This window comes from Thermoactinomyces sp. CICC 10523 (genome assembly GCF_016055105.1).
Classification (GTDB): Bacteria; Bacillota; Bacilli; order Thermoactinomycetales; family Thermoactinomycetaceae; genus Thermoactinomyces_A; species Thermoactinomyces_A daqus.
The window spans coordinates 114,828-139,774 of the sequence record NZ_JAECVX010000007.1 but is presented as its reverse complement, the minus strand read 5'-3'; the positions used below and the strand labels follow the sequence as shown (position 1 = coordinate 139,774).

General features: G+C 50.8%; 22 protein-coding genes. 8 read left to right on the top strand and 14 right to left on the bottom strand.

What is annotated here, in order from left to right:
* The first annotated feature begins 146 nt into the window (after positions 1-146).
* Positions 147-1,979 carry a phosphomethylpyrimidine synthase ThiC gene (gene thiC, locus I8U19_RS10665; protein WP_198055884.1) on the top strand — a complete coding sequence of 611 codons (1,833 nt, stop codon included), beginning with the start codon at positions 147-149 and terminating at the stop codon, positions 1,977-1,979.
* Between the two features lie 4 nt (positions 1,980-1,983).
* Here the strand turns inward: thiC and thpR are convergent, their stop codons facing one another.
* Both thpR and tpx read right to left on the bottom strand, forming a co-directional pair.
* Positions 1,984-2,556: an RNA 2',3'-cyclic phosphodiesterase gene (gene thpR, locus I8U19_RS10660; RefSeq protein ID WP_152568491.1), complete on the bottom strand. Its 573-nt coding sequence runs from the start codon at positions 2,554-2,556 to the stop codon at positions 1,984-1,986.
* A gap of 102 nt (positions 2,557-2,658) precedes the next feature.
* Positions 2,659-3,180 (bottom strand): thiol peroxidase, encoded by a 522-nt coding sequence (gene tpx, locus I8U19_RS10655; protein WP_033100126.1) that lies wholly within the window; start codon positions 3,178-3,180, stop codon positions 2,659-2,661.
* Positions 3,181-3,577: 397 nt separating this feature from the next.
* Here tpx and I8U19_RS10650 point away from each other — a divergent pair, with 397 nt between their 5' ends.
* Positions 3,578-5,086 carry a class I adenylate-forming enzyme family protein gene (locus tag I8U19_RS10650; protein WP_198055883.1) on the top strand — a complete coding sequence of 503 codons (1,509 nt, stop codon included), beginning with the start codon at positions 3,578-3,580 and terminating at the stop codon, positions 5,084-5,086.
* Between the two features lie 24 nt (positions 5,087-5,110).
* Here the strand turns inward: I8U19_RS10650 and I8U19_RS10645 are convergent, their stop codons facing one another.
* Genes I8U19_RS10645 through hutU form a run of 3 tightly spaced genes read right to left on the bottom strand, consistent with a single transcriptional unit; the run spans position 5,111 to position 9,051 of the window.
* Entirely contained in the window at positions 5,111-6,109 is a 999-nt protein-coding gene (locus I8U19_RS10645) for an agmatinase family protein (RefSeq protein ID WP_198055882.1), read from the bottom strand.
* Positions 6,091-7,383, bottom strand: coding sequence for an imidazolonepropionase (gene hutI, locus I8U19_RS10640; protein WP_198055881.1), 1,293 nt, complete (start codon positions 7,381-7,383; stop codon positions 6,091-6,093). Before hutI ends, I8U19_RS10645 begins: the two co-directional genes overlap by 19 nt.
* Positions 7,384-7,389: 6 nt before the next feature.
* Entirely contained in the window at positions 7,390-9,051 is a 1,662-nt protein-coding gene (gene hutU / locus I8U19_RS10635; protein WP_198055880.1) for a urocanate hydratase, read from the bottom strand.
* 305 nt (positions 9,052-9,356) lie between these two features.
* Between hutU and I8U19_RS10630 the strand changes: the two genes are divergently transcribed.
* From I8U19_RS10630 to I8U19_RS10620, 3 genes are all read left to right on the top strand, one after another.
* Complete coding sequence (locus I8U19_RS10630) at positions 9,357-9,674, top strand: iron-sulfur cluster biosynthesis family protein (protein ID WP_052154035.1); 318 nt, start codon at positions 9,357-9,359, stop codon at positions 9,672-9,674.
* A 44-nt stretch (positions 9,675-9,718) separates the two neighbouring features.
* Positions 9,719-10,300, top strand: a complete 582-nt coding sequence (locus tag I8U19_RS10625; RefSeq protein ID WP_198055879.1) for a YdcF family protein — start codon at positions 9,719-9,721, stop codon at positions 10,298-10,300.
* A gap of 140 nt (positions 10,301-10,440) precedes the next feature.
* Positions 10,441-10,668: a DUF1128 domain-containing protein gene (locus I8U19_RS10620; RefSeq protein WP_160173818.1), complete on the top strand. Its 228-nt coding sequence runs from the start codon at positions 10,441-10,443 to the stop codon at positions 10,666-10,668.
* 111 nt (positions 10,669-10,779) lie between these two features.
* Here the strand turns inward: I8U19_RS10620 and I8U19_RS10615 are convergent, their stop codons facing one another.
* The 8 genes from I8U19_RS10615 to I8U19_RS10580 form a co-directional block, all read right to left on the bottom strand.
* Positions 10,780-11,172 carry an acyl-CoA thioesterase gene (locus I8U19_RS10615; protein ID WP_033100120.1) on the bottom strand — a complete coding sequence of 131 codons (393 nt, stop codon included), beginning with the start codon at positions 11,170-11,172 and terminating at the stop codon, positions 10,780-10,782.
* A 16-nt stretch (positions 11,173-11,188) separates the two neighbouring features.
* Positions 11,189-11,821 carry a hypothetical protein gene (locus I8U19_RS10610; protein WP_198055878.1) on the bottom strand — a complete coding sequence of 211 codons (633 nt, stop codon included), beginning with the start codon at positions 11,819-11,821 and terminating at the stop codon, positions 11,189-11,191.
* A 263-nt stretch (positions 11,822-12,084) separates the two neighbouring features.
* Positions 12,085-13,503 carry a dihydrolipoyl dehydrogenase gene (gene lpdA / locus I8U19_RS10605; protein ID WP_198055877.1) on the bottom strand — a complete coding sequence of 473 codons (1,419 nt, stop codon included), beginning with the start codon at positions 13,501-13,503 and terminating at the stop codon, positions 12,085-12,087.
* 4 nt (positions 13,504-13,507) lie between these two features.
* Complete coding sequence (locus tag I8U19_RS10600) at positions 13,508-14,791, bottom strand: dihydrolipoamide acetyltransferase family protein (RefSeq protein WP_198055876.1); 1,284 nt, start codon at positions 14,789-14,791, stop codon at positions 13,508-13,510.
* Between the two features lie 121 nt (positions 14,792-14,912).
* Positions 14,913-15,893, bottom strand: a complete 981-nt coding sequence (locus I8U19_RS10595) for an alpha-ketoacid dehydrogenase subunit beta (RefSeq protein WP_033100116.1) — start codon at positions 15,891-15,893, stop codon at positions 14,913-14,915.
* Between the two features lie 3 nt (positions 15,894-15,896).
* On the bottom strand, positions 15,897-17,003 hold the full coding sequence (gene pdhA / locus I8U19_RS10590) for a pyruvate dehydrogenase (acetyl-transferring) E1 component subunit alpha (RefSeq protein WP_198055875.1): 1,107 nt from the start codon (positions 17,001-17,003) through the stop codon (positions 15,897-15,899).
* A gap of 759 nt (positions 17,004-17,762) precedes the next feature.
* Positions 17,763-19,091 (bottom strand): hemolysin family protein, encoded by a 1,329-nt coding sequence (locus tag I8U19_RS10585; RefSeq protein WP_232330913.1) that lies wholly within the window; start codon positions 19,089-19,091, stop codon positions 17,763-17,765.
* Positions 19,092-19,702: 611 nt separating this feature from the next.
* The gene (locus I8U19_RS10580) at positions 19,703-20,569 is read right to left on the bottom strand and encodes a Cof-type HAD-IIB family hydrolase (RefSeq protein ID WP_033100115.1); all 867 of its coding nucleotides are present in this window, start codon (positions 20,567-20,569) and stop codon (positions 19,703-19,705) included.
* A 146-nt stretch (positions 20,570-20,715) separates the two neighbouring features.
* Between I8U19_RS10580 and mnmL the strand changes: the two genes are divergently transcribed.
* Both mnmL and mnmM read left to right on the top strand, forming a co-directional pair.
* Positions 20,716-21,705 carry a tRNA modification radical SAM protein MnmL/YtqA gene (gene mnmL / locus I8U19_RS10575; RefSeq protein WP_052154031.1) on the top strand — a complete coding sequence of 330 codons (990 nt, stop codon included), beginning with the start codon at positions 20,716-20,718 and terminating at the stop codon, positions 21,703-21,705.
* A 6-nt stretch (positions 21,706-21,711) separates the two neighbouring features.
* A complete protein-coding gene (gene mnmM / locus I8U19_RS10570; RefSeq protein WP_033100114.1) occupies positions 21,712-22,281 on the top strand; it encodes a tRNA 5-(aminomethyl)-2-thiouridylate-methyltransferase MnmM in 570 nt (189 codons plus the stop codon).
* Positions 22,282-22,544: 263 nt separating this feature from the next.
* On the opposite strand, the gene I8U19_RS10565 is transcribed toward mnmM, so the two are convergent.
* A complete protein-coding gene (locus I8U19_RS10565) occupies positions 22,545-22,925 on the bottom strand; it encodes a S1 RNA-binding domain-containing protein (RefSeq protein ID WP_033100113.1) in 381 nt (126 codons plus the stop codon).
* A 333-nt stretch (positions 22,926-23,258) separates the two neighbouring features.
* Between I8U19_RS10565 and pckA the strand changes: the two genes are divergently transcribed.
* The gene (gene pckA, locus I8U19_RS10560) at positions 23,259-24,842 is read left to right on the top strand and encodes a phosphoenolpyruvate carboxykinase (ATP) (RefSeq protein WP_198055874.1); all 1,584 of its coding nucleotides are present in this window, start codon (positions 23,259-23,261) and stop codon (positions 24,840-24,842) included.
* Positions 24,843-24,947 lie beyond the last annotated feature (105 nt).

The following is a 24,947-nucleotide window of genomic DNA, read 5'->3' as shown; positions in this document are numbered from 1 at the left end:
AGTGAGCCAGGCTGAGAGGGCGGAGAACTCTGCCGCCGACCGGTGAACCTGATCTGGGTAATGCCAGCGTAGGAATGGATGAATAGGGATCATTGCATCTCCTTTTCGCAAATTTTCTCCATTTTCCAGTCATACGCGCTTGGTGTATGGCTATTTTATTTCTCTTCCCTCATTTATCCTCTCCCGTTTTCTCCTTGTGGACCCTATCCACAAAACAGGAGGAAAGCAAATTGAACCGCTACTTTTATCCCAACAGCAAGAAAGTGTATGTCGAAGGATCACGTCCCGATCTCCGCGTTCCGATGCGGGAAATTTCACTGTCCCCGACCAAGGACTGGCGCGGGGAAACCCCGAATGATCCGGTTCGCGTCTATGACACGAGCGGCCTCTATACCGACCCGCAAGCGAAGATCGACCTGCGCAAGGGCTTGCCCAAACTGCGGCAAAAATGGATTCTGGAGCGGGGCGATGTAGAGGAATATGAAGGCCGGCAGGTACAACCGGTCGACAACGGATACCGGTCGGAAGAAAAAGTCCGGCAGCTCGACACATTCCCGCATCCCAATGTTCGGCCGTTGCGCGCCAAAGCCGGTAAAACGGTGACGCAGATGCATTACGCCAAAAAAGGAATCATCACGCCGGAAATGGAATTCGTCGCCATCCGTGAAAACCTGGATCCCGAATTCGTCCGGCAGGAGGTGGCCAGCGGACGCGCCATCATCCCGGCCAACATCAACCATCCGGAAGCCGAACCGATGATCATCGGCAAAAATTTTCATGTCAAAATCAATGCCAATATTGGTAACTCCGCCGTTTCTTCCTCCATTGAAGAAGAGGTGGAAAAAATGACTTGGGCGACGTTGTGGGGCGCCGATACCATTATGGATCTGTCCACGGGGAAAAACATCCACAATACCCGGGAATGGATTATCCGCAACTCACCCGTGCCGGTGGGAACCGTGCCGATTTATCAGGCGCTGGAAAAAGTGAACGGCGTTCCGGAAGATCTGACATGGGAAGTGTACCGCGATACCCTGATTGAACAGGCGGAGCAGGGAGTCGATTACTTCACCATTCATGCCGGTGTGCTGCTGCGATATGTTCCGCTGACCGCAAACCGCGTGACCGGAATCGTCTCCCGCGGTGGTTCGATCATGGCTGCCTGGTGTCTGGCACACCATGAAGAAAACTTCCTGTACACCCATTTCCGGGAGATTTGCGAAATCCTGAGAACCTATGATATTTCCGTCTCGCTCGGCGACGGATTGCGCCCCGGGTCGATCGCCGATGCCAATGACGAGGCACAGATGGCGGAGCTTCACACACTGGGAGAGTTAACGAAAATTGCATGGGAATATGACGTGCAGGTAATGATCGAAGGACCAGGCCATGTACCGCTCCATAAAATCAAAGAAAATATCGATATCGAACAGAAAATCTGCCATGAAGCTCCTTTCTATACATTAGGTCCATTGACCACCGACATCGCTCCCGGTTATGACCATATCACCTCGGCCATCGGTGCAGCGCTGATCGGGTGGCACGGAACCGCGATGCTCTGTTATGTCACTCCGAAAGAGCACCTGGGCCTGCCGAACAAAGAAGATGTAAAAGAAGGGGTGATCGCCTATAAGATCGCCGCACACGCTGCCGATCTGGCAAAAGGTCATCCCGGCGCGCAAATTCGCGATGACGCCTTGTCCAAAGCGCGTTTTGAGTTCCGGTGGGTCGACCAGTTCAATCTATCGCTCGATCCGGAACGGGCCAGAGCGTTCCATGACGAAACCCTGCCGGCCGAACCTGCGAAAACGGCTCACTTCTGTTCCATGTGCGGGCCCAAATTCTGCAGCATGCGCATCACGCAGGATATTCGCGAATACGCGGAGAAAAACGGATTGGCGCTGGCAGAAGCTGCAGAAGCAGGAATGAAGGAAAAGGCGGCCGAATTCAAACAATCCGGTTCATCGATCTACAAATAAGCGATCAGCGGAATGGGAAACGGGCCATTGCGTGATACATGGGCTGTTTTCCCAATTTCGTTTCATACAGGATCAATTCCCGGACGATCCAAGTCTGCGTCAGTCTCTCCGGCCATGCCGCCTGTAACAGTTCCGGGGCCGGAAAATCATGCATTTGGCATTTTCGCGCCAATGTCACATGCGGGCGGTATGGGCGCTCTTCGCGGGGAAAGCCAAGCGGAGCCAGTCTGTTTCCGATCTTTTGTTCAAGCGATGTCAAAGCCGGCAAATCCCCGCTGACCCCGGCCCACAAAATTCGCGGTGAGGCAGGGCGGCCAAACGTTCCCAGTCCCGCAAGCGTCAGGGAAAAGGGGGAAGCAACCGCTGCCAGTCCGCGCAGTTCCTCCGTTATTTCCCTGATTTGCCGCGGAGTGCAATTGCCCAAAAATTTCAGGGTGATATGATAGTCTTCCTGATTCACCCATTTGCCGAAAGCCCAAGTTTCGCTCTGTTTTTCACACCAGTCTGCCAGCATCCGTTTCAGTCCGGCAGGCAGGGAAACGGCAATGAACAATCGCGGTTCAGGCTGACGTTGCAAATCGCTCACTTCCTTTGTTTTCAAGATTTAAAAAGGGGACCCTCATCTGTTACAGGGTCCCCTTCCTTTATGCGCATAAATCATTCTCCCGCTTTATGTAACTTATTGACCCAGCGCTTTTTTGGCGGCAAGAACAGGTGCTTCGTAGTCAGGATGGTTGGTTGCTTCTTTTACGTATTCAACATAAACCACCTTGTCATTTTGGTCGACAACGAAAACAGCCCGGGTCAACAAGCGCAATTCTTTGATTGCCACCCCGTAGGCCGTGCCGAACGAAAGATCACGATGGTCGGAGAGCGTTTGCACATTTTCCACTCCGGCTGCACCGCACCAGCGTTTTTGTGCAAATGGAAGGTCAACGCTGACCGTAAGAACTTTCACTCCGTCCAATTTGGCGGCTTCTTCGTTAAAACGGCGGGTTTGCAGATCACAGACGCCTGTGTCCAGGGAAGGAACCACGCTGATGATGCGAACCTGCCCTTTGCTGTCCTCCAGGGTGACCGGAGAAAGATCATTCGCCAATACGGTGAAGTTCGGTGCTTGATCGCCCACTTTGAGCTCCGGGCCGATGAGGGTAACCGGGTTGCCTTTAAATGTCACGGCTCCATGACGTTCTACTGCCATCACAACCAGCCTCCTATTTCATGAATTCTTCTCTATCTTACCATGAGTTCCCTTTGAAGGGAAACAAGCCATTCCGATGAATTCTCCCCGGACGACGCCTGTCCGTTCACTTTTTTCCCGAAGCGGACACCGTTTCTCATACATACACGATCAACCGCAAATGCTTGGTCAGCAATGTCTCAAGGATTAAATTCCATATGATTCCGAAGAGATTCACCTTCATTGACAAGAGCGATCTTTCGCATCGCTTCCCTTATTCACAAGATTGAAATAACCGCTTTCCTTCTTTATTATGAAAAGAGGATTTGGATCATTTCATAAAATATTTATTTTAAATTATATTACTCGATCCAAACATCCTCCCCTTACTTCATCAAATTTTAAATGGAGGCCATTCATGAATACGCTCGGTGAACTTTTGCGCAGTCGAACTTATTTGACTCCTAATCTTGAAGCAGTCGTCTCTGCCGGAAAACGAATCACTTATAAAGAATATGCTTCCCTCGTCAACCGCCTGGCGAATTTCCTGTTGCAGCGCAATGTGAGAAAAGGAGACAGAATCGCTTTTCTCTTGTCCAATGATTATCCTTTTCCCCTCATTTTCCTGGCTGCGGCAAAAATCGGTGCGATTGCCGTCCCGATCAACTGGCGGTTAAAGCCGGCCGAGATCGGATGGATTTTGCAGGACTCCGGGGCAAAATTGCTGTTTTTTGATCATGCGTTTCAGCAGGCAATCGCAGAGATCGGCAACCTGCCGGAACTGGAAGAAGCGATCCGCATATACCGGGATGAAAACCATGACTCCTTTGCCGACTTGCTTTCTTACTATCCCGACACGGAGCCAAACCTCCCGGTTGAGGAATATGACCCGGCCATAATCATCTATACCTCCGGGACGACCGGAAAACCAAAAGGCGTCGTCTGCTCGCACAAAAATATTTATGCCGCCGGACTTGCCAATATCAATACGCTGGATTTGCGATTGGCCGACCGTTTTCTGTTTGTCACGCCTCTGTTTCATATCAGCGGAATGATGTTTATTATCAATGCGATCATTCGCGGCATGACATTAATTCTGGCTCCCCAATTTAATCCGGTTCAGCTCTGGGATCTGGTCGAAGCCGAAAAAATCACCGGCATGATGTCCGTCCCGTCCATGCTGACTTATATGCTGGAAACAGCCAAAAGCTGCAACCGCGACACCACCTCGCTCAGGAGCATCGTCTGCGGCGGATCACTGGTGCCGCCCCATCTGATCAAGGGTATGTACGAATTGGGCTATTCCATCAATCAGGTTTACGGGGCAACGGAATTTACGGGTGCGATTACATACTGGATGCCCAACATGGGATTGGATAAATGCCATTCAGTGGGAAAAGGACTTTATTTAACGGAAATCAAGATTCTCGATCCTGTTACTGGCGAAGAACTGCCGCCGGGAGAGTACGGTGAAGTGGTTGTCCGCGGGGAACAGGTATTTCTCGGCTATTGGAAGAACAACGAGGAATCGCAAAAAGTGATTCATGGCGGCTGGTATTACACAAAAGATGTCGGCAAATTGGACGAAGACGGATTTTTGTATATCATCGATCGCCTGCGTGATATGATCATCTGCAGCGGTGAAAAAGTTTTTCCGGCCGAAGTGGAAAGCATCCTCATGCAGTTGGAGGAAATCAGCGATGTGGCCGTTGTCGGTGTGAAGCATCCGGTCTGGGGAGAATTGCCGCGCGCCTATGTTGTGTTAAAGGAAGGGGCCTTAATCACGGCGGACAAGATCCTCGCCCATGCGCGCAAACACCTGGCCGATTACAAGTTATATGACGTGGAGTTTATTGACGAGCTGCCGAAAAACAGCATGGGCAAAACATTGAAATACCTCTTGCGAAAATATGCCAATCAGGAATAAACAAACAGCCTGTGAGAAGCTGACTCACAGGCTGTCTTCTACCCCTCTCCGCCGCAGACAAACCCCGGACAGGAAGGATAAAATCGTGTGCATCGCCGTTTTTACCGAAACTCCGGCCACATCGCGAAACGGATCGAGGCAGACAAGATCAAGTGCTTTTACCTGTTCTTCCTTTCCCAACCGATGCACCGCTTCGAACATCTCCCATGAGAACATTCCGCCCGGGGAAGGGCCCGGAGATCCCGGCAGAAAGGAAAGATCCAGCACGTCGATATCCACGGTCACATAGATCAGATCAACCTTTTCCTTCAACCGGGAAACCGCCTCTTCCATAATTGCTGAAAGACCCCGGCTGCGCACTTCGCGCATGGTAAAAAAGACAATCCCCTGCTCATCGACATATCGCCGGTAAACCGCTGCGTTGGCAAAACCGTGAATGCCGATCTGCACAATGTTTTCCCCCTGAATCGTACTTGACTCGATCAATCCGCGAATCGGCGTGCCATTACTCGGCCCCCCGCTCTCCAGGCTCCGCACATCAAAATGGGTGTCAAACTGCAACAGCCCGATCTTTTTTCCCGAATGAAACTGCGCAAAAGCTTTCACGGACGGGCAGGTAATCGAGTGATCCCCGCCCATGATCACCGGCAGAAAATCAGGAAAACGGGCAGTCGCCTCATAGACGTCTTTCATCCCTTGTTCAATGTGGCGGTGGCACAGCGAAATATCCGTCACATGCATGCGAATGTCGCCAAGATCCCGCACCTTAAGCGGAAACAGGTCTACATCGTGATCCACATCGTAGGTGGAAAAACTGCGCCAGCTCTGTCTGACGGCCATCGGCGCTTCACTGGCGGCAGAAGCGCTGATCGAGGAACGCGAAAGCGGAACCCCGATAAACCCTACATCCATTTCCTCTTTGCCATCCCACGGCAAAATCCAACCGCTCACCTTGGGATCAAAGGGATCGCTTCCACCCGTTTGATGGATGAACGGCGGCGGATTCAGATGGGCAGATCGCATCGTCTCCCTCCCTGCACAACCAATTCCCCTTTTTTAAAGACCGAATCAGTCAAATTCACTCCGTAGTGATAAGAAAGATGGGCGTAGTTCGGAGCATCCAGGATCAAAATATCCGCTTGTTTGCCCGGCTCAAGACTGCCGATCTCTCCCGCTTTGCCGATGGCGTGGGCGCTGTTGATCGTCGCAGCGGCAATCACTTCGGCCGGCGTCATCTTCATGTTTAAACAAGCCAGATTCATGATGACCGGCAGCGAAACCGTCGGTGATGAACCGGGATTAAAATCGGTGGAAAGCGCAACCGGCACACCCGCTTCCAGCATGTCGCGAGCCCGGGCACAGGGAGCCATCAGGAAAAAAGCGGTGCCCGGCAGCAGAACGGCGACGACCCCCGCTTCCGCCATGGCGCGAATCCCGCGATCGGAAACCTTCAGCAGATGGTCTGCGGAAATCGCTCCGATCCGCGCGGCCAATTCAGCGCCACCCATCGGTTCCAGCTCATCGGCATGCAATTTCGGCACCAATCCCCACCTTTTGGCCTCCGTTAAAATGCGTTCCGTTTGCTCAAGCGAAAAAACACCCTTCTCACAAAAAACATCACAAAACTCCGCCAAACCTTCCCCGGCAACACGGGGGATCATTTCCCCGATCACCAGGCGCACATATTCTTCGGGATCATGCTTATATTCCTCTGGAATCGCGTGGGCTCCCATAAAAGTGGGAACAACATCGACCGGATGTTCCTCATGAACCCGCCTGGCCACGCGCAATTGTTTCAACTCATCCTGCAGCGTCAGCCCGTAGCCGCTTTTTGCTTCAACCGTGGTGACACCGTGGAGCAAAAAGCGATCCAACCGCTTCAGCGTCTGTTCCGTCAGTTCCTCTTCCGTCGCGCTTCTCGTCATGGCCGTGGTGGCCAGAATGCCGCCTCCTGCTTGCAAAATTTCCAAATAGGTGCGGCCGTTTAACCTCATCTCCAGCTCATATTCCCTCGTTCCGGCAAAGACCAGATGCGTGTGGGGGTCGATCAATCCCGGCATCACCACTTTGCCGGCGGCATTCAGCACCCGGACCCCGTCAAGCCCGCCCCAGCGCAATCGGACCTCCCGCTCCACCTCTTCCCTGCTGCCAACCGCGAGAATCCGCTCATTTTCAATGGCCAGACTGCCCTGCTCTATGATGCCCAATTCGGACATCTGCTTGCCGCGCTTCGGCCGGTCGCTGGCCCCCTTCAAGGTGAGGAGCTGGCTCGCGCCGTGAATCAGCCATCGGTTCATCGTTCCTCACTCCATCATCGGAATCTGAATCCCGTGTTTTTTCGCTGTCCGGATCGCCCGTTCATAACCGGCGTCCACATGGCGGACAATGCCCATGCCCGGATCGGTGGTCAGCACCCGTTCCAGCCGTTTGCCCGCTTCCGGTGTTCCGTCGGCCACGATCACCATGCCTGCATGGATTGAATAACCCATTCCGACGCCCCCGCCATGATGCAGGGAAACCCAACTGGCTCCGCCGACGGCATTGATCATGGCGTTGAGCAGTGGCCAATCGGCAACGGCATCGCTGCCATCTTTCATCCCTTCCGTCTCCCGGTTGGGCGAAGCGACCGATCCGCAATCGAGGTGATCACGCCCGATCACGATCGGTGCTTTAATCTCCCCGGAAGCGACCATGTCATTAATAATGCGCCCGAATTTTGCCCGTTCCCCGTAGCCGAGCCAGCAAATGCGGGACGGCAGCCCCTGAAACTGCACTTTTTCCTGCGCCAGTTTGATCCAGCGCACCAGATGCTGATTGTCGGCAAATTCGCGCAGGATCACTTCATCCGTTTTATAAATGTCCTCGGGATCCCCCGACAGGGCAACCCAGCGGAAGGGCCCTTTGCCTTCACAGAACAGCGGACGGATGAAAGCCGGCACAAATCCGGGGAAGTTAAACGCTTCCTTCACCCCTTCCTCATAAGCCATTTGCCGGATATTATTACCGTAGTCGAAAGCGACAGCGCCGCGTTTTTGCATGTCCAGCATCGCCATTACATGCCTGGCCATGCTCGCCTTGGCCGCCTTCACATACGCATCGGGATCGATCTCTCGCAAGCGGTCCCCTTCTTCCAGAGTCATTCCTTCCGGGAGGTAGCCGTTTAACGGGTCATGCGCCGAAGTTTGATCCGTGACCAGATCAGGAATAAATCCGCGCCGGACCATCTCGGGAAGGATTTCAGCCGCATTGGCACACAATCCGATGGAGAGCGGACGCCCCTCGCGTTTTGCCGCTTGGGCCAATTGCAACGCTTCATCCAGCGAATCCGTTTTCATATCCAGATACCTGGTAGCCAAACGGCGCTCGATCCGTGCGGGGTCACATTCAACAGCGATGATCACTCCGCCGTTCATGGTCACCGCCAGCGGCTGAGCCCCGCCCATTCCGCCGAGTCCTGCCGTCACGGTGACGGTTCCCCGCAACGAACCGCCAAAGTGTTGCCGGGCCGCTTCGGCAAATGTTTCATACGTTCCCTGTAAAATTCCTTGTGTTCCGATATAGATCCAGCTTCCCGCCGTCATCTGCCCGAACATGATCAACCCTTTTTGCTCCAGTTCGCGGAACGTCTCCCAGTTTGCCCAGGCCGGAACGAGATTGGAATTGGCCAACAGCACCCGCGGCGCATCCCGGTGCGTTCGGAACACCGCAACCGGTTTGCCGGATTGGACCAACAGCGTTTCATCATCTTCCAGTCTGGTCAGCGTATCCACAATCGCCGCAAATGCCTCCCAGTTGCGCGCCGCTTTGCCGATGCCGCCATAAACGACCAGATCCTGCGGCTTTTCGGCCACATCCGGATCAAGGTTGTTCATGAGCATTCGCAGTGCCGCTTCCTGAATCCATCCTTTGGCCGTCAGCTTCGTTCCCCGGGGTGCACGAATCACTTCCCGGCTCCAGTCACGCATAGCCCGTCCCCCTTCTGACATCGGTTTAGAACTTTCGGAACGATAAAGGCAAATGATATTTCACGACCGGCTAAATACCAAGGCGACAGATAAAAATAAAATTTTTTAATTTAACAACTTCTCGTTTTTACATTAACATTGAATAAAAACAAGGAGCAAGCGACTGTATTAGTGATTTAGCGCAATGACGCAGACTCGAATGCAGGCCGGGTCATGCCTTTCTTTTCAGACCCCTTGTTTTTTGATATATTTCTTTGTGAACTCTGCTCGGAACCGTTGGAATTTCACTGGACGGAGATGAAATCATGAACATCAATCTCAGCCCCCGCGCCGCGGCCAAACTGCATCTGCTTCTTTATGAAGAAAAAAAATCCGGCGGCCATTCCCTGGCTGTTCGCATTATTCCGCTCACCACCGGTTGCAACAGCCTTTCGTTCGCCTTGGAAATAACCGAGGCTGACGCGCGCATGGAAACCGTTTCTGTCAACGGCGTCCCCTTTGTCTGGCGCGGCGATGAGCGGGAATGGCTGGACGGGGTCATCATCGACCTCAATCCGGAAAACGGGAAATTTTCCATCTTTCATCCACACCCGCCATCCATGCCGGAATGCCCTTTTGAATGAAGGTAAACAGAAGATCAATTTCTCCGCAAAAGGAAAGAGAAACCATGCAGTTTAAAAAGTGGATCTTATTCGCGACCGCCTTGATGGCGCTCCTGATCCTCCTCCCCGTAGCCGTATTCTGGAATTGCGTCTCGCGCTATGATGATGTCCAACCCGGAACGGGCCATTATCAGCTCGGTATTGTACTGGGTGCCGCACTGTGGGATGGCAAGCCAAGCCCCGCTTTAAAGGAGCGCTGCCAAACGGCCATCATGCTGTACCAACAAGGAAAAGTGGATTATCTTCTCTTATCCGGAGGACCGGAAGAGGAAGGAATAACGGAAGCGGAAAGCATGAAACAATTCCTGGTTGCCCACGGGGTTCCGGGCAGCCGGATCATTCTTGAAAAGCGATCGACCAACACCAAGGAAAACATGCAATACTCCGCCGCCATTCTGAAGCAGAAACCCTTTGCATCCATCACGGTCATCACACACGATTACCATATGTACCGCGCTTTGCAGTATGCCAAATGGTTCGGGATCAAGGCCGATCCTTCTCCCGTTCACTCGAAGGTTCTGTTCGTTCCCTATCACAAAGCGCGTGAATGCTTGGCGCTGGTCAAGCAACAATTGTTAAAAAAATAGCCGGATAATGCTGCCGGGGCGCAGGAAGTCACATTCCTCAAACACCCGGCCTTTCGGAGCATTGCTGCGATCATACTGGGTTTTTCGGCCTTTTTTCGTTACAATAATAAGGAATGTCATACAAAGAGAGGATGGAAACGGTGAATTTGGAAAAGGCAACCGAGGCCAATCTGGAATATCTCATCAATGAGATCAAAGCGAAGCTCAAGTTGGTCAATGCCGCTCTGATCAACCCAAACGATTTCAATCTCGGTCAATATGAGGAAATCCGTGAGATCTATGAGTTGATTGAAAAAAAGCAGGGAAAGCTGACCATGATGGAGATCGAAGGCATCCTGGAAGAACTGCGCGATCTGCGGCAAAAATAAGAGAAGGCAGCGGGCATAAAGCAGCGTCCCACTTCTTGCCCGCTGTCTTCTTGACAATCCATGACTTGTCTGCACAGCCACTTTCACCGCAAAAGTATGTACCCCGCTCCGCTAGGCAAAGTGTGCCGCCAGTTCTTTGGGGAGCGGAACGGATTTGCGCGCTTTCAGGTCGATGGTACAACATGTCACTTCCGCATCAGCCACCAGCTGGTTCTGCTCGTTATAGATTTCGTGCTTCAATACAAAACTGGTGCGCCCCTTGCGAATCGGCTCCGTGGAGATCGTCAGTTTCTGCCCCAGTTTCGCTTCTTTCCGATAGTTGATATTGATATTGACGGTAACGGTCCCCACTCCCATTTCCGTAAACACGTCAAAAGGCAATCCCGTACAGTTATACCAATCCTCACGGCTCCATTCCATGTATTCCAGATATTTTGCATTATTGACGTGCCCCATCACATCGATTTCCGTTGGCCGCACTTCAATCTGAATTGAGGTTTTCATCTTCTCCCTCCCCAGTTCACACATCGCTTAAATAAATATTTTTCCACCGGTCGGCAAAACACTCTTCTTTCAGCGTATCGATCATGTCTATCATTTCATTCCAGTATTGTTCATCTTTATAACAATGAAACTTCCTGGCAATGTACGCCTGATTCCATACAAAGGCACGGAAGGTCAGCGGATTTAACGGCAGCCCTTCCACCCCGTACTCTTCAATAAAACACTTAAAAAGCACCGGCTTGATCTGTTCAAACAATTCAGCCATAATTTCTGTTTTCTCTGTTGCAGATGTTGAATTCAAATAAATTTTAAACCGGGCTTTCGCCCAGGCGTGCAACACCCGCCGCGTTAAAAAATTGTTTTTATATTTCATCCACGCTTCTTCATCTTCGATCGTAACCGTCGGTTGATCTCCCAGAATTTCGCCCACAATCCGAAAAACGGCATGAAGCTGCCCGTTTGTCATATCACCCGGTTTTTCATGCTTAAGACTGACATTCATCTTTTTCAACGCCGGAATGATATCGCCCATTTTCATCAACCCATGCCTCCTTAAACACGCTGTCATCCCTGTGACAAACGCATTCTCCCCCATTCTCCTCATCACGATGATCGGTTGCAGCCACTTATAAAAGAGGGATTTAATCATTTCCATGTAACCCCTTAAAATTCCTTCAATTTAACGAAATTTAAAATAATAATTTTTGTTAAAATTTGCATGCTCCTGATAAAAGCTCTTTCGTCTTCTTGCAATAAAAAAGCACTGCGGTCATCATGCAAACTACACGACTATTATATTATGAATCGGAGGCAAATCAGACAGCAGAAAGATTATTTTTAAATTTCTGTCATATTTCCACAAAACAACCCCCCTTAATGCTCAAAAAGCGTTTTAAGGGGGGTTGCAAGAAATTATTTATTTACCATATGAATCGCATGTCCAAGAATGCCTTCCGCTGCTTCCATAATCGTTTCCGGCAAGGTCGGATGCGCGTGGATGGTGAGGGCCAGATCTTCGGCATTTGCTCCCATTTCCACGGCAAATACTGCTTCGCCGAGCAACGAGGAAACTTCCGGACCAACCATTTGTACACCCAGTACTTGTTTGGTTTCGGAATCAGCAACGATTTGTACAAAACCTTCGGCATGATTCATGGACAACGCGCGTCCGTTGGCTTGGAAGGCAAACCGGCTGACAACCGGGTTATAACCTTGTTCTTTCGCTTGCGCTTCGGTCAAGCCGGTATAGGCGATTTCAGGATCACTGAAGATAACAAACGGCATGGCCTGATAATCGATGACGCTGTTGAGCCCGGCAATCGCTTCGGCGGCAATTTTGCCTTCGTAGCTCGCTTTGTGGGCCAGCAGCGCACCGCCTGCGCAGTCACCGATGGCATAGATGTGTTCCACATTGGTGCGGCATTGGTTATCGATTTTGATAAATCCGCGCTCATCCAGTTCGACACCCGCATATTCCAGACCGAGCTCATTGGTGTTGGGTTTGCGGCCAACGGCAACAAGGCAATAGTCAGCGGTAAACGTTTGTTCTTCCCCGTTCACCTGCGCACGAACGACAACTTCATCGCCCGTGTTTTCGCCGCCTTGCACCATCGCTTCGGTAATGACGTTCACACCGGTTTTTTTCAATTTGCGGCTGACAACTTTGGTCAGCATCGGGTCGGTTCCCGGAAGGAGAGATTTGGTTCCTTCGAGAATGGTTACTTCCGCACCCAGTTTGGCATAAGCCGTCCCCAGTTCCAATCCGATATAACCGCCGCCGACCACGATCAGACGCTTCGGCACTTCTTGCAGATTGAGTGCTTCCGTCGAGGAGAGAATCCGTTTGCCGTCAAACGGCAGGATTTTCAGCTCAGCCGGACGGGAACCGGTCGCGATGATCACATCGTTGAATTTATAGGTTTGGCTGGAATCGTCGGTTACGACACGAACGGAATTGGGACCGCTGAAAAATGCTTCACCGCTTAAAATCTCCACTTTGTTTCCTTTGAGGAGCGATTTTACGCCGCCGGTCAGCTTTTTCACCACTCCGTTTTTCCATTCCATCAGTTTGGGCATATTGACGGTCACATCGCCGGAAACTTCGATCCCCATTTCGCCCGCTTCCTTGATCCCGGTATACCGTTCAGAAGCCGAGATGATCGCTTTGGAGGGAATACATCCGCGATTGAGACAAACGCCCCCGAGATTTCCTTTATCCACGATTGCAACGGAACGTCCCAATTGGGCGGCGCGAATGGCGGCCACATATCCGCCGGGGCCCGCGCCGATGACGAGAACATCTACTTCTTGAGCAAGATCTCCCACTACCATGTTATCACATCTCCATCATTAACAATTTCGGGCTTTCCAAGACTTGTTTCAAACGTCCGATAAACCGTGCAGCAACATCCCCGTCGATCAGGCGATGGTCAAAGCTCAAAGATACATGCAGGATGGAACGAACGGCAATTTCGCCATTGTGAACAACCGGTTTCTCTTTGATTGCCCCGATACCGAGAATCGCAACTTCAGGATAATTGATGATCGGTGTGAAGAATTCACCGCCAAAACCGCCGAGGCTGGAAATGGTGAAGGTGCTGCCTTTCAGTTCACTCGGATCCAGCTTCATTTCGCGGCCGCGTGCAGCCTTGTCGGCAATTTCTTTGGCCAGATCAAACATCGATTTGCGGTCGGCATCGCGAATGACAGGAACCATAAGGCCATTGTCCGTTGCCGTGGCCAAGCCGATATGATAGTAATGTTTGATCACAATCTCCTGTTTTTCATCGTCAATGGATGCATTCAGAGTCGGGAACTCACGCAGGGCGGCCACGACCGCTTTGATGAAGAACGGTAGATAAGTAAGTTTGATGTTGCGCTCTTGAGCAACGGATTTGCCCCATTTGCGCAATTCGATCAGTTCGGTTACATCGAATTCGTCCATCAGGGTAACATGCGGAGCCGTATGTTTGCTCTCGACCATGCGCGTGGCAATCGTGCGGCGAATGCCTTTGAGCGGAATCCGTTCCTCGTTTCCGGTCGTTTCGATCGGTGTTTTTTGCGCAGGTGCTGCCGCGGGCACTTCCGGAGCCGGTGCTTCCGCTTTTTGCTCTGTAGCCGGTTGAACCGCGCCTCCCTCGGCAAAGCGTTTGACGTCTTCGGCCAAAATCCGCCCGTTTTTGCCGGAACCTGTCACTTGTGTAATGTCAACACCCAGTTCACGCGCCAGTTTGCGAACGGACGGCATGGCGCTCACATTGCCGCGTTTGGCGGCAGGCGCTTCCGCTTGTGCTTCCTGTTTCGCTTCTGCCGGTTTTTCCTCTTTCGTTTCAACCGATTCTGCCGCTTGTTCCCCGGCAGCCTCTTCTTCTGCTACACCTTCGGCATCAATGACGGCGATGGTGGAATGAACCAAGGCGATCTCGCCTTCTTTTACTTTAATCTCTTTCACAACCCCTGTCACCGGGGAGGGAATTTCCACTACCGCCTTATCGGTTTGAACTTCGGCAAAAATATCGAATTCTTGAATCCGATCGCCTTCTTTGACATGCAACTTCACGATTTCGCCTTCGTGGATCCCTTCACCCACATCCGGCAACTTAAACTGATATGCTGCCACGATAGTTCCTCCTGTTCTAACTTCAGATCATCGGGCAAAAGGAGGCGGTGACCAAACCGGAAGTCACCGCGGATAGACTGTGTCCGCCCGAACTACACAGCCGTCATGGGAAGACAAATCATTAAAAATCAAGAACTTCGTAGATGCCTTTCACAACGCGGGAAGCATCCGGAATCCACTCTTCCTCAATCAGCGGGAAGGCGAGGACCGTATCCGGCGGAGCAACGCGTTTGACCGGTGCATCCAGTTTCAAAATGGCATTTTCATTAATTTGCGCAATCACTTCGGCAGCAATACCGGTACTGCGCGGAGCTTCCTGCACAACGATCGCACGGCCGGTTTTTTCAACCGAGTTGATAATGGTTTCGGTATCGAGCGGGCTGAGCGTCCGCAGGTCGATTACTTCCACTTTGGCTCCTCTTTCTTTTTCCGCAATTTCAGCGGCTTTCAAAGAGGTGTGAACCATGGCGCCGTAGGTGATGATGGTCACATCGGAACCTTCGCGAACCACGTTTGCTTTCCCGATCGGAACAGTGTATTCTCCTTCCGGCACTTCATCCTTGAGAGAGAAATACAATTTCAGATGTTCGAGGAAGAAAACGGGATCGTTGTCACGAATGGCCGAAATCAGCAATCCTTTGGCATCATATGGATTGGACGGGCAAACGACTTTCAATCCCGGTGTTTGCGTGAGATAACCTTCCAAGCTGTCCCCGTGAAGTTCCGGTGGTTTCACCCCGGCACCAAACGGAGCGCGGAATACGATTGGTGCTTGGTAACGGCCGCCGGAACGGTAACGCATCCGCGGAGCTTGGACACAGATGGAATCCATCGCTTCAAAAATAAAACCGATGAATTGGATTTCCGCAACAGGACGGAATCCCTGGGTAGCCAAACCGATGGCCAAACCGCCGATTCCAGACTCAGCCAAAGGAGTGTCAAACACACGGTCTTCCCCGAACTCTTTGGCCAAGCCGTCGGTAACGCGGAACACACCCCCGTTAACCCCTACGTCTTCACCGAATACGAGCACGTTCGGATCCCGTTTTAATTCCACGCGCAGGGCATCGTTGATTGCTTTTACCATTGTCATCTTTGGCATGGTTTATTTGCCCTCCTTCGTATACTCTGCTTTCTGTTTTTCCAGATGCGGAGGCGTGATTTCGTACATGCTGTCGATCAGGCCGGCAATGGTCATTTTCTCAAATTTATCCGCTTTCTTCGCCGCATCCGCCACTGCTTGTTTTGCTTCTTCAATCGCACTTTCTTCATCTTGTTCCGTCCACAGGCCTTTTGCTTCAAGGAAGCGGCGGAAACGTACCAACGGTTCCCGTTCATCGTACTCAGAAGGTTCATCTTTGGAACGGTAACGGGTCGGGTCATCCCCGGACATCGAGTGAGGTCCAAGACGGTAGTTGAGTGCCTCGATCAAGGTCGGGCCTTCTCCGTTGCGCGCGCGTTCAGCGGCATCGGCCACCGCTTTGTACACAGCCAATACGTCAAAGCCATCCACTTGGATGCTGCGGATTCCTGCGGCGACACCTTTTTGGGCAACGGTTTCCGCCGCCGTCTGTTTGGAGAACGGTGTGGAAATGGCATAACGGTTATTTTGCACGACAAAAATGGCAGGCAATTTGTAAACGCCGGCAAAGTTCATCGCTTCGTAGAAATCACCTTGCGAGCTTCCGCCGTCACCGGTAAAGGTAATGACCACCTGTTTCTTGCCACGGCGTTTCAGCCCCATTGCCACACCGGAGGTTTGCACGTATTGCGCCCCGATGATGATTTGCGGCATCAGGACATGAACATCTTCCGGGATTTCTCCTCCGTGCTGATGGCCACGCGACCACAGAAACGCCTGATACATCGGATAACCATGCCAGTAGAGCTGCGGAATGTCACGGTAACCCGGCAGGATGTAGTCATCTTTGTTCAGCGCAAACTCACTGCCGATCATGGTTGCTTCCTGTCCGGAAACCGGAGCATAGAAGCCCAGCCGTCCTTGCCGCGCCAATCCTACGGCACGTTGATCCCATACACGGGTAAAGACCATTCTTCTCATCAATTCCCGAAGCTGTTCATCACTCAGCCTCGGCATTTGATCCTTGTTGATTACTTTCCCTTCTACCGACAGGATGGAAAACGGCTCGATCCGCTCAAGGCGAACCTCTGCGTTTCCATACCCCTTTTCACGCTGTTTGGTTTTGGCCATGGTTTTACTCACCTCAATCAGTATAAGTATCAGCGGTCGTGAAAGCGTTTCACTGTTATAACTAATTATGAGTTCTGTTTTAAAACAGTGTTACAAATCATTTTAAATCTGTTGATTTTATTAACACTTTCCCCAATGAAACAAATGGCCTTTCTTCAATAATACAACTCCACGAAAATTTGTCAATGAACCTTCCGGTTATTTCGCTGGCCTACCATCGCTCTCCTCCCCGTGAAACCCGGTGAAAATGCGCGGTGTGGACAAATTTCGCCACTCAAAATTTACGTTCTGCCAATGGTTGGCTGTCTTTCTTTGAACCAGGCTGTTGATTCTCTTTTATATTACCCCCGAATCAAAATCCCCTTTATGAAAAATTGAAAATAAAAATTCTCATTAAATACGGAATTAACGGTCTATTATATCCCCCCGGCCACAGCTTTTATGAAAATATTTTTTACTTAACACAAATCGTTCAACTGGAACGAACTAATAAAATATTTATATCAATAGCAATATACCCTTTATATTGAAAATAACTCAGCATTTAGAGTACAATGATTTAAAGCGAAAATGGCAGCAGTAAAATTAAAAGAGGTGACCCGGATGTACAGCTGTTTTGTTGCGGATCCTCCCAGCAGCTAATCTCCTTTCATCAATCTCATTGATGCAGACTCAGGTCCCAACACCTGAGTTTATTTCTTTTACAAGACCATAAAAAGAAGGAGACGACCAAATCGTCCCCCTATATATCCAATCAATCTATCGCGGCAGCGACAGCTTTTCCTCGCTCTCCTCGTTCCGGGTCAGATGCGGAGAAACGAAAATGCGCGAAATGCGCAACTGATCCATCTCCTCCACTGTAAACATCCATCCGTCATAGGGCACTTGGTCCCCCACTTCCGGGACTTTGCCCAATGCGGAAAAGAGCCATCCTCCGATGGTGTCATTATCGGGATCTTCTATATTGATATCAAAATACTCATTCACATCTTCGATCAGCAGGCGCGAATCAATGGAAGTATTCTCCCCTCGCTTCTGGAACTGCGGTTTTTCATTATCAAATTCGTCCTGGATTTCCCCGAAAATCTCCTCGATGATATCCTCTGTTGTCACCAGGCCCGCCGTTCCTCCGTACTCATCGACGACGATGGCCATCCCTCCCCGGTTCTTTTGCAGGTTGACCAAAATATCCTTCAATTCCATCGTTTCCGGAACAACCGTCACCGGGCGAGCCAGCTCTTTCAGGTTCGGTGTTTTCCCTTCAGATAATTTATTGTAAACATCCCGTATGTGAATAATCCCTTGTATATCATCCTTGTCACGCCCGCACAGCGGAAAGCGGGTATGATAGCTGTTCTTAATAATATTAAAGTTCTCCTCAAACGTATTATCCTGAAACAAACACTCCATCTTTACCCGCGGAACCATCACTTCACGGGCGACCCGTTCCGTAAAATCGAAGACATTATCAAACAATGTCAACTCTGTTTGGTCGATCACACCGCTTTTGTGGCTCTGTGCGATCAACATGCGAATCTCCTCTTCCGTATGTGCCTGCTGCGTTTCGTTGAATTCGATGCCAAACGCTTTTAATGCCAGGTTGGCACTGTAATTCAGAATGAAAATAAACGGTTTGAACAAGCGGTAAAATAAATGAAGCGGGACTGCGGTCCACAGGGTAATCGATTCCGCTTGGCGAATCGCGATCGACTTCGGCGCCATTTCCCCAAGCACAATATGCATAAAGGTAATAATGGAAAAACCCATCGCAATCGCAATTGTATGAATAAGCCAATCCGGGGCGCCCACATACGCCAACACCGGCGAAATCAGTTTGGCGACGGCCGGTTCTCCGATCCACCCGAGCCCCAGGGAAGCAAGCGTAATCCCCAGTTGGGTAGCCGACAGATAGGCATCGAGATTGGCCAGAACCCGTTGCGCCACTCTCCCCCTCCGGTTCTCAATCTGTGCGATCCTGGTTGATCTCACTTTGACGATCGCAAATTCAGCCGCCACAAAAAAACCGTTTAATAAGACGAGCAGGACAACGAAAAACAAACGTATCAGACTACTGGCAACATCATCCAATTTTTGCCTTCCTCCCAGACAAATGAAAAATGAAAATGGAGCAGATGAAAATCTACCTTTCTATCTATTATATAGAAACACGCTGACAAGAAAAATATTAACTTCGGCAGAAAGATTCATTCCTGCCTTCTGCCTCTGGGCCGGGCTGGTTGATTTCCTCTGTTCAAAAACAGAGCAAACAAAAAAGGACCCGTCTGAATGGGATTCAGTTCATTCGAAGAAAGAAATCGCCGCCCCAATCGGCGAACGACACAGGGCGGTAATTTTCCTCTTGATGTTAAGATATGATGGCAACGTAAATAAATACATAAATACATCTCACAATTCACAATCACAACCGAAGGTGAGATTTAATCTTATCCATTGTCATTTGGAACAAGGATGTCAGGCTTTGAGAGTGGAAACATCCCCGCCTGAAGTTCTCTCATCCCCCAAACTGAAGTCACAGGTCTCTTTCTCGTGAAGTGATAAAACACCGCCGCCCGCCGGATCGCTCGTTTCCGGAAGTCGGCGGTGTGAATTTTTTCTGTGAAGTCAATGCAGCCGGGATCAGGAACCCGCGGACCCAGCCTTGAGTGTTTTCAGGTGGTGTATCTGCGTTCCAATATGGTTTACGCTTTGGCAAGCGCCCACTTTTCGATGGCATAGGCGACTCCGTGTTCCGAGTTGGACTTGGTTACGTATTTGCAGACGCGTTTCACTTCATCATCGGCATTGCCCATGGCCACGCTGTAACCGGCAATCTTCATCATCGACAAATCATTGCGGTTATCTCCGATCACCATCACCTGTTCAAGCGGAATCCCCAGCTTTTCGGCATAGAGAGCCACTGCCTTTCCTTTTTGCGCCTCGGGATGGTTCACCTCGATATTATTTTCGGCAGAGGCGGTCACAATGACGCCGCTTAGTTCTTCCGCCTTTTTCCGGGCTTGCTCCAGCTTATCCGGTTCCATGGAAAAAGCGAGGATTTTATAGATTGACGCATCGGGGTTTTGCAGAGCATCTTCAACATGTACCCCGGACACACAATAATGTTTCAAGCGGTCAATGGTCGCTGATTTCAAAACATCCGGGTCAACCTCAGGGTTTGCGCTCTTCACCCGATCCAGTTCCACTTTTAAAAGATCAAAGCCTCGACGGCTGGCATATAATCCCTGATCCGTATAAGCCTGATGGTAAATGCCGATCTCTTCAAACCTTTGATGCAGCATTTCCGCCTGTTCCCGACCCAGCGGAATCGATTGAATCCTCTCTCCGTCCCGGGTTTGGATACAGGCACCGTTTAAGAAGATCAAGGGACATTTCAATCCCGCTTCCTCGACCACTTCCATGGCCGAGCGGTAGGGACGGCCCGTCGCAATCATCACCTGCACGCCGTGTTCCTCAGCCAAACGAAGGGCCCGTTTATTTTCCTCACTGACTTTTCCTTCCTCATTTAAAAGGGTTCCGTCCAAATCACTGACAACCAGTTTAACCACGCTCTTCACTCCCTCGATGTTAGTGAGTCACCCGAATCTATATTGTAACTCAATTTCCAAAAACGATCATGAACTTGATGAAGAAGCATGCCAGCCGCAAATCATGTATAATAGGAACAGATTCAGAAGAATAAAGGATGATCGTCATGCACGAAGAGATGCCAACAACCGCTCCTCGTCTGTGGGGAGATAAACGTTACCATACATGGAACCATCATCTGCGCAGCCTGTTCGGGCAAAAAGTGTTCAAGGTGGCTCTGGATGGCGGCTTCACTTGTCCCAACCGCGACGGAAAAGTGGCCATCGGCGGCTGCACCTTCTGCAGTGCCCGCGGTTCCGGTGATTTTGCCGGCAACCGGCGCGATGATTTATTAAAACAGTTTCAAGAAGTGAAAGACCGAATGCACACCAAATGGCCGGACGCCAAATATATCGGCTATTTTCAAGCATTCAGCAACACGTATGCCCCGGTGGAAGTCTTAAAAGAAATGTACGAGCCGATCCTGGAGCAGGAAGGAGTGGTCGGTCTGGCCATTGCCACCCGCCCCGACTGCCTCCCGGATGATGTCGTGAAATATCTGGCTGAACTGAATCAACGCACTTATCTTTGGGTCGAACTGGGTCTGCAAACCATCCACGAATCCACCTCAAAGCTCATCAATCGCGGTCATGATTTTGCCTGCTTCGTCGAAGGTGTGGAAAAACTCCGGCGCCACGGCATTTATACATGCGCCCACATCATCCACGGTTTGCCGGGGGAAACAGAAGAGATGATGATGCAGACGGTGGAAGCCTGTGCCCATATGGATATTCAGGGCATTAAAATCCATTTGCTCCATCTGTTGAAGAACACGCCGATGGTGAAGCAATACGAAGCAGGGCTGGTGCAATTCCTGGAAAAAGACCAGTACGTTCGCCTTGTTGTCGATTCGCTGGAGATCCTTCCTCCCGACGTGATTATTCACCGCGTGACCGGTGACGGACCACCTGACCTTCTCATCGGTCCGATGTGGAGCACAAAAAAATGGGAAGTACTCAACGCGATCGACGATGAGTTGAAACGCCGCAATACCTGGCAAGGGAAAAAAGCACAGCCGCGGCGGGGCATTCAGCTTCCGGGCAACATCAGGGAGTGATCCGTCATGATCCTCCCTTCCATTTTGCAAAGCGCCCGCCACTACATAAAACAAGCCTTGCCTCCCGGCGGTTTCGCGATTGACGGAACGGTCGGCAACGGGTATGATACCCTTTTTCTGGCTGAAACAACCGGGCCGTCCGGAGCCGTATTCGGCTTTGACATTCAGCAAGCCGCCCTGCAACAAGCAAGGTGCCGTCTGGAAAAAGCGGGACAGCTGGAACAGGTTCGTTTGTTTCATGCCAGCCATCATCGGATGGGAGAGGAACTTCCCCCCCGATTGAAAGGAAAGATTCATGCCGCCATGTTTAATCTCGGCTACTTGCCACACGGGGATTCATCCGTCATCACCCGGAAAGAAACAACCATTCCCGCCTTGCAAACGGCACTGGATTGGCTCAAATCCGGCGGCATTCTCACCTGTGCACTGTATACCGGACATCCCGGCGGCCAGGAGGAAGCGGACCACGTCATCCGTTTTGCCACAGGCTTATGTCCGAAATCCTATCAAGTGCTGTGGCAACAGCTGATCAATCGGAAGCAAGCCCCTTCGCTGGTCATAATCGAAAAGAGGTAAACCCGATAAATGAAGCAAATCAGTTCGGTCCCTCCCATTCCAGGCCCGTGAAAGCATGTTGCAGGCCAGGTCATGGTGCCTCCCTGAACATCACTGCGTTCCGAACGGTCAGTCAGCAGAGAGGCACCTCTTCCCCTTTTGCGATTGCCTGAACTTCCATCCGGGGTTGTGCGGCGCTTCCGATGTAAAGTTCAGATTCTCCCGGCAAGGATGCAGGCATAAAAAAACATCTTCCCCTCTGGAAGATGTTGCTCTCTTAATTTCTATCGGTTTCTTCTTTGCTTCGCCGCAAGTGCGCTCAAGCGTTCTTCGCTGCTCTTCATCCATTTTTTCATCATATCTTCGAAATCAGCAGGGCTTTTCCGTCCACCGCGACGATCGCCGCCTCTGCGTTCCCGCTGACGGTCATCCTGGAGCGCCTTTATCGACAAGGAAATCTTTCCTGACGGATCAATCGAAAGCACTTTTGCTTTGACTACCGCACCGACCTGCAATTCGTCTTCAACTTTTTCTACATACTTTGTCGAGATCTGAGAGATGTGAACCAAACCGGTTTCACCCGACTCAAGCTTGACGAACGCACCAAATGGTTTGGTAGAGATCACCTCTCCCTGTACGACGGCCCCTTCCTTTAACTCGCTCATTATAACACTCCCGAAGTGGAATTCATTCTGTACAAAGGTACCATTTATTTTTGTAAAAGTCAATGGGTATTAATACCTAGAAACAATTTCCTTAAGCTTTATGACAATCTCCACATATTACTTCCATCTTATTCCCAAACCAATTAAATATAAACGTTTTTTCAAGCATCGCCCGATTCGGCATTTGGTTCATCACGATTCGGAATCAGCGGCAATTAAAAATAACATATTCACCATCTGTATACCATTATGTTATACTATTTATTGATTCGGTATATCATAAATCGCGATTCCAACATAAAATTGCAAAAATAAAAAAGGTGGATGTTACGTATGAGTATGGTAATTCCCGCAAACAGCGGCTCAACCTTTAAGCTTGGCGCCAAAGTGCACTATCAGCTGACTGTCGCCGAACTGGTCGAGCAAGCACTCAAGCGAAATGAAGCGGTTCTCACAGCGAACGGTGCCTTACGGGCCACGACTGGCTCTTTTACCGGACGTTCCCCCAAGGATAAATATATCGCAGCGGACGAATCAATCAAGGAACAGATTGACTGGGGACCGGTCAACCAGCCGATGGAACCGGAAACATTTGCACTTCTTTTCAAACACATGCAAGATTACTTAATGGAAAAAGATGTTTTTGTTTTCGACGGATTTGCCGGAGCAGATCCAACCTACCGCCTTCCGGTACGCGTGATCAACGAATACGCCTGGCATAATCTGTTTGTTCATCAATTGTTTGTCAGACCGACAAAAGAAGAGCTGCAACAGCATAACCCGGAATTTACCGTCATCTGCGCCCCCGGTTTTAAAGCAGACCCGGCCGTCTTTGGAACCCGCTCGGAAACAGTCATCGCAATCAGCTTTGCCCGTCGCATGGTGCTGATCGCCGGGACGGAATATGCAGGGGAAATGAAAAAGTCGATTTTCAGCGTTATGAACTATTTGCTGCCGGAATACGGGGTAATGCCGATGCACTGCTCCGCCAACATGGGAAAAGACGGAGATGTCGCTCTCTTCTTCGGGCTTTCCGGCACCGGCAAAACCACCTTGTCCGCTGACCCGGAGCGTTTTTTGATCGGAGACGACGAACACGGCTGGTCAGACCAGGGCGTATTTAACATCGAAGGCGGCTGCTACGCCAAGTGCATCGGTTTAAATCCCGAGAAAGAGCCGCAGATCTGGAATGCCGTAAGTTTTGGCACAGTGCTGGAAAATGTGGTGCTGACAGCAGACCGATCCCCGGATTACAAGGATGACACACTTACGGAAAACACGCGTGCTGCCTATCCGGTTGATTATATCCCGGGAGCGGTAAAAGAGGGGCGCGGCGGGCATCCCAGCGTGATTCTGTTTTTAACCGCCGATGCTTTTGGCGTTCTGCCCCCGATCTCCAAACTGACACCGGAGCAAGCCATGTACCATTTTCTGTCCGGCTACACCAGCAAACTGGCGGGAACCGAGCGTGGCGTGACAGAACCCGAAGCCACTTTCTCCACTTGCTTCGGAGCTCCCTTCCTGCCTCGCCCGGCAGAAATGTATGCTGAGATGCTGGGCAAAAAAGTGGCCGAGCATCAGGTGGAAGTATATCTCGTCAATACCGGCTGGACGGGAGGACCTTACGGAATCGGCCGCCGGATGGATCTCCGTTTTACCCGCGCGATGGTTCATGCCGCAATCAAAGGGCAGCTTCGCGATGTGGAATATATCGAAGACCCGATCTTCGGCCTTTCAATTCCCGTCTCTTGTCCCGGCGTGCCTGCCGAAATCCTGAACCCGCGCAATACCTGGGCCGCCCCAGCGGAATATGATCAAAAAGCGCGAGAACTGGCCAAGCGCTTCCATCAGCATTTCGCATCCTTTAGAAATGTGAGCGATTCCATCCGCCAATCCGGTCCCAGATTCGCCGACTGAACCGGAACAGCCAACAGATCAAAAACGGTCTGTTGGCTTTTTTTCGTAAAGGGGCATCACGTCCCCTCATCCTCGGCACTCCATTCACATAGACTTAATCATTTT

Bases quoted from the DNA above. Each gene is read 5' to 3' on its own strand.
- thiC (WP_198055884.1), top strand. From the start codon at position 147: ATGGCTATTTTATTTCTCTTCCCTCATTTATCCTCTCCCGTTTTCTCC.
- tpx (WP_033100126.1), bottom strand. From the start codon at position 3,180: ATGGCAGTAGAACGTCATGGAGCCGTGACATTTAAAGGCAACCCGGTT.
- I8U19_RS10650 (WP_198055883.1), top strand. From the start codon at position 3,578: ATGAATACGCTCGGTGAACTTTTGCGCAGTCGAACTTATTTGACTCCT.
- I8U19_RS10645 (WP_198055882.1), bottom strand. From the start codon at position 6,109: ATGCGATCTGCCCATCTGAATCCGCCGCCGTTCATCCATCAAACGGGT.
- hutI (WP_198055881.1), bottom strand. From the start codon at position 7,383: ATGAACCGATGGCTGATTCACGGCGCGAGCCAGCTCCTCACCTTGAAG.
- hutU (WP_198055880.1), bottom strand. From the start codon at position 9,051: ATGCGTGACTGGAGCCGGGAAGTGATTCGTGCACCCCGGGGAACGAAG.
- I8U19_RS10630 (WP_052154035.1), top strand. From the start codon at position 9,357: ATGAACATCAATCTCAGCCCCCGCGCCGCGGCCAAACTGCATCTGCTT.
- I8U19_RS10625 (WP_198055879.1), top strand. From the start codon at position 9,719: ATGCAGTTTAAAAAGTGGATCTTATTCGCGACCGCCTTGATGGCGCTC.
- I8U19_RS10615 (WP_033100120.1), bottom strand. From the start codon at position 11,172: ATGAAAACCTCAATTCAGATTGAAGTGCGGCCAACGGAAATCGATGTG.
- I8U19_RS10610 (WP_198055878.1), bottom strand. From the start codon at position 11,821: ATGATTAAATCCCTCTTTTATAAGTGGCTGCAACCGATCATCGTGATG.
- lpdA (WP_198055877.1), bottom strand. From the start codon at position 13,503: ATGGTAGTGGGAGATCTTGCTCAAGAAGTAGATGTTCTCGTCATCGGC.
- I8U19_RS10595 (WP_033100116.1), bottom strand. From the start codon at position 15,893: ATGCCAAAGATGACAATGGTAAAAGCAATCAACGATGCCCTGCGCGTG.
- pdhA (WP_198055875.1), bottom strand. From the start codon at position 17,003: ATGGCCAAAACCAAACAGCGTGAAAAGGGGTATGGAAACGCAGAGGTT.
- mnmL (WP_052154031.1), top strand. From the start codon at position 20,716: ATGCACGAAGAGATGCCAACAACCGCTCCTCGTCTGTGGGGAGATAAA.
- mnmM (WP_033100114.1), top strand. From the start codon at position 21,712: ATGATCCTCCCTTCCATTTTGCAAAGCGCCCGCCACTACATAAAACAA.
- I8U19_RS10565 (WP_033100113.1), bottom strand. From the start codon at position 22,925: ATGAGCGAGTTAAAGGAAGGGGCCGTCGTACAGGGAGAGGTGATCTCT.
- pckA (WP_198055874.1), top strand. From the start codon at position 23,259: ATGAGTATGGTAATTCCCGCAAACAGCGGCTCAACCTTTAAGCTTGGC.